The 1,541-nt window shown below is 45.7% G+C and carries 1 protein-coding gene; it reads right to left on the bottom strand.

The annotated features are described in order from the left end of the window. Positions 1-48: 48 nt before the first annotated feature. Positions 49-1,449, bottom strand: a complete 1,401-nt coding sequence (locus N7974_RS20510) for a transposase (protein ID WP_262967388.1) — start codon at positions 1,447-1,449, stop codon at positions 49-51. Positions 1,450-1,541: the final 92 nt, after the last annotated feature.

Here is a 1,541-nt window from a genome sequence, read left to right on the forward strand (position 1 = left end):
ACTCGATGTTCAAGTTTTTAAACTCTTTACATTCTTATTTTTGGCAAATCATCCAGCAGCACGGTACTGTAGCGAAGCAGTCGGTTCCAGTCGGCCTAAATCTCTACCAACCATATGCTTGCCGGAAGGCATTAACTGAAAAACATCGTCAACAAGTACAGCCAATTCTTTAAGTTTCTCTGCTGGATTCTGGTGCTCCAGCAATGTTTTGATAAATTCGAGCAGCACATCCATTTGAGACTTTCTTTGCAGGCTGCCTACGGTATACGCGGGCAGTTTGTTTTCTATACGGGCCGTCTGCTCTGGGTGAAGGAGAAGGCAATGGTCAAGCAACAGACTCAGAATCAGGCCACGGCTTGATCCCTCTTCATCCAATTGTTTGGCCTCACGCCCCCATCCTTCATAAAGCTTCCAGTCCTCAAAGAAAACCTCTACAAGCCATCTTAACGTGTAGGCTTGAATAATATCCATGGTGCGCCACGTCATATCGGTGGCCACTAAATAGCGATAATCGCTTTCGCCCTCATATTTCAGGGCAACGACCCAGCGTTTTTTGCCATGCGCAAGCACTTTTAATCGCGCACTACTCACGGTCGCTTTAACTTCTTCACCGCCACGCACACGCAAAGTCACCTCTACGCCTTTGTTGATGGTATTGAAATAGTCCTTTAAATTCCTTTTCTTGCTTCTATATTCAATGATCTGGTTCTCGCGTAACTGGCTGATAACCTGGTTAATATCAAATATCCGTGAAGCGGTATCCATAAAACTCGCGTCACCGTACAAGGCATCAGCCAACACGGCTTTGATTTTTATATCGCCGTGGGCATCCTTGAAGGCTTGTAGCAGTCGTAAAGCAAGTTGTGTTTTTGTTGGATACCGACTATCGCGTACAGGCTGAACAGGGCGATCTTTTTTCGCCATGCCCGCTTTTTTCAAGCGTTTATCTTCCTTACTCCATGCCGTTAGCGCCGGATCGGGTCGGTAAAAAGCAAAGCCTACCGGAAGCGTGACAGTCTGCGTGACCAGCAATAATAAAACCACCGTCTGTCCGTTGACATAGCCCCCTGAAACCTTGTGTTTTTGTTTATGAACGCCATAAATTCGCTTGGTTCGCTTTGAGCGTGCTCGATCCGATTCATCAAGAACTAGTACGCCTTCAGTAATCCCGTGTCGCTTCAAAACCAATGTCACACTTACCAAAAGCAAATAATCCCAGGCTATTTTTGCTTCGCGAAACATCCACGAAAGTGCGGCAATCTTGCGTTCTCCCAAGCTCGCACGTTCAAACTTGGCCCAGCACACCGAATTGGTCAGCAATATTCCCGTCAAACAAAATCCCAACCAAATCTTTTGTAGTGGCGTCAGTTTAGCCGTGGGCTTTAGCTTTCCCAGAGCCTCATCTAAATCAGTGACAAAACTTTTTATAAAGTGCGCAGGTTCGTGCATCAACATGCTGTTGAAATACGTCCAATTCTAACACTGATTGGCTTACTCGTTTTCCTGCTGTTTTTCTAAGCTTAAAAACTTGAACATCGAGT

The organism is Methylobacter psychrophilus, from assembly GCF_025583945.1.
GTDB lineage: Bacteria > Pseudomonadota > Gammaproteobacteria > Methylococcales > Methylomonadaceae > Methylobacter_C > Methylobacter_C psychrophilus.